The 3,002-nt window shown below is 62.7% G+C and carries 2 protein-coding genes; both read left to right on the top strand.

Annotation, left to right across the window (positions count from 1 at the left end; translation table 11 throughout):
* Positions 1-21 precede the first annotated feature (21 nt).
* On the top strand, positions 22-666 hold the full coding sequence (locus GWP04_12565; GenBank protein ID NIA26371.1) for a DUF58 domain-containing protein: 645 nt from the start codon (positions 22-24) through the stop codon (positions 664-666).
* Positions 642-2,969 (top strand): DUF3488 domain-containing protein, encoded by a 2,328-nt coding sequence (locus GWP04_12560; GenBank protein ID NIA26370.1) that lies wholly within the window; start codon positions 642-644, stop codon positions 2,967-2,969. The genes GWP04_12565 and GWP04_12560 overlap by 25 nt, the downstream gene beginning before the upstream one ends.
* The last annotated feature ends 33 nt before the right edge of the window (positions 2,970-3,002 follow it).

The raw sequence follows: 3,002 nt of genomic DNA, 5'->3' as shown, positions 1-3,002 counted from the left end.
CTTCGCGGTGTTGATCCCTCAATGCAGGCGGCACGTGCCGAGACCGTCCAGCGAGGCGGTGAAGACTTCTTCAGCCTGCGCGAGTACCAGACCGGCGATGACCTGCGAAGGGTCCACTGGCCAACGACGGCACGGCGCGACGAGATGATGATCCGCCAGTTCGAGGCACCATGGGAGCCTCGTGCGCTCATCGTCGTCGATCCCAGATCCGCCGTCTACAGCGGCCAGGACGCCTTCGAAACTGCGATACGCGGCGCAGCTTCGGCAATCCACCACTTCTTCTCGGCCGGACTTGAAGCCGACCTCTGGACCGGAGGTGATCTTACGAGTCTCGATGTGAACCCCTACGAGGCCGCCATGCGGGCACTTGCCGGCCTGCAGCCGCTCGGCGCCTTCGATTTCAGCTCGGCGGCGACTCGCCTTCAGCTGAAAGGTCGAGGAGGCACCCTTGTCATCGTCACAGGAACACCAGACTCGCAGGTGGCATCTGTGACAAGACACCTCACCCACCATGCAACAGCAGCGGTGCTGCTCACCGTCTCTTCGACCCCGATTCCGATCAGCTTCGGCCGCGGCGGCGCAACGATCGTTTCCGTCCGCCCTGGTGAAGCGTGGGCTACCGCCTGGATGAAAGCAATGCCATGGGCAACCGCTGGAGTTGGATAGCCGGAACCGCCGGCATGGCGCTGGCGCTCTTGCGTCTCGAACGCCTCCTCCGACCCTCGGTCGAGGGAGCGCCGTGGCCCATCGCCTTGGCCGCCGGCGCGGTCATGGGAGGCATCATCACCTGGGCGCTGCGAGGACGGTGGTCCACCATCTCGGCCAACGTTGGTGCGCTGGTCCTCGTCAGCATGCGCATTGCGGTACCCGGAACGCTCATCTTCGGGCTGATACCGAGCTCGCAGACACTGCCTGCATTCCTGGCGGAGCTCAGCCTCGGAATCGACCTGATTCGACTCGGTGTCGCCCCTGTTTCCCCGGTCGCCGGGCTCATCGTCATCCTCACCGCCGTGTTCTGGGGCTTGGCGGCGCTGATGTCATGGAGCATCCGACACGATCATCCCCTGATCGCTCTTGCACCGCCGCTGCTGTTCTACCTCCAGCTGGCAGTCATCGACCAGGCATCTCCCGGACTCCTGTGGAAAGCCGCGTTCCTCGGAGTCGCGGCGTTGGCGTTTGCTGCCGTAGCCGAGGATCAACGGTCGGCGTCGACATTCCCGATGCGAAGCTCAGGCGGTCCGATACGAGCGGCGTATGTGTATCCGGGTATCTTCGTCGTCATCTCGGTCCTCATCGCGCTCGGTGGCACCACACTGCTCTCCAAGGTGATTCCCCCCGGCGGTCTCGTCGACTGGCGCACCCACACGAGTATCGGCGGAGGGATCCTCGTCGGAGTGTCCTACAACCTCTTCACCGGTATCCAACAGCAACTCGTGTCGCAAACCGACACGCCCGTCTTCACTGCCAGAGTCGAAGGCGATGTGGACCCTTCGTCCATCTACTGGGAGCTGATCACCCTCGAAGAGTTCGACGGCGAGAACTGGATCCCGAAGGCGCGAGAAACCCACGGACCCGACAGCGAGGTGTGGGAGGACGCTGACATGTCGTTCTTCGGCCCTGTCCTCCCGGTATCCGCTTCCGTGACGATTGCGAAACTCCGCCAGAACTATCTGCCGATCGTGTACTCCCCCACCTGGTTGGGTTCCGATTCCACGCTGTTCAACGACAGTTTCCGCGTCCGGACCGATGGTTCGATCCAGTTCGATCTGCTCACCTGGGAGAACCTCACCTACCAGGAAGCTGCACTCGTACCGGCGCCGGACTTGAACGCTCTGGCAAGTACCGGGGGCAGACTCACCCCCATCTTTCGAGAGGCGGCCAAGCGCGGCGCGTTTGGAGGAAGAGCGGTCCCCACACCGGCGACCAACAGACCTGCTTCCCTCTCTGAAGCCTTGGAACTTCCGACCCTCGACCCGATCATCCGCACCGAGGCGCGCTCCCTCACCGAGAACGGCACCAGCGCGTTCGAGAAGGCACTCCTGCTCGAAGCCTGGTTCCGCGATCCGAACGTCTTCACCTACTCACTCGACGTCGACCCCGGCCATGCGAGCAAGGACCTCGCAGACTGGCTCTTCACGACCGACAGCCCCAGCTACCGAACCGGCTACTGCGAGCAGTTCTCGACGGCAATGGCCGTCATGGCTCGTTCGATCGGGATTCCTGCCAGGGTCGTAACCGGATTCGCACCTGGAGAGGTTCAGGCTGACGGAACGATCATCGTCCGGGATCGCAATGCTCACGCCTGGGTGGAACTCTGGATGAACAACCAGGGTTGGGTTCGATTCGATCCGACACCACGGTCGCTCGGCGACAATCCGTCGACGATGAGCATCGTCGGTTTCGATCCCAGGGAGTACATCCCGCCACCGCCCGAAGCGGCAGAGTCGCCCAACGTCGAGACGCCTCCGGCGCCGCGGCAATTCGATCCCAACTTCGACGAACGACAACTGGTGTCCGGATCCTCCTCGGCAGAGTCGGAAGGAGCTCGACTGCGAATCGTCACACCGACACGTGTCGTGTTGCTCGCGCTGTTGCTCGTGTTTTCGTCGGTCCCTGTCGCAAAGGCGACACGCAGGCACAGAAGACTCACTCGCCTTCGCAAGGGCGACATCTCGAGTGCCTGGGATGAGATCATCGATCGGCTCCGCGATTTTGGGGACGGTCCCCCACCCTCCTGGACACCTTTGGAGGCGGCAGCTTCGGTGCACCACTCGATGGCTCCCCTCGCCGATGGCATCACGGCTCAGGTGTTCGGACCGCAGGAACGCCTCGACGATCACCTCATCGACCAGGCAGCCGCATCCTTTGCAGAAACCGAGACGTACCTGCGAACCATCCATCCGATCGGTGACCGCATTCGAGCGAGGATGCGCCTGAAGTCATTGTTGCGACCCGGTGGGTCCACTTAGGTCGCTCTTGTGCTTCGTACTTTGTACTTCGTA

Source organism: Gammaproteobacteria bacterium, from assembly GCA_011682695.1.
Classification (GTDB): domain Bacteria; phylum Actinomycetota; class Acidimicrobiia; order Spongiisociales; family UBA4744; genus BMS3Bbin01.
Note: the sequence above shows the minus strand (reverse complement) of the source record. Positions and strands in the feature narration are given on the sequence as shown.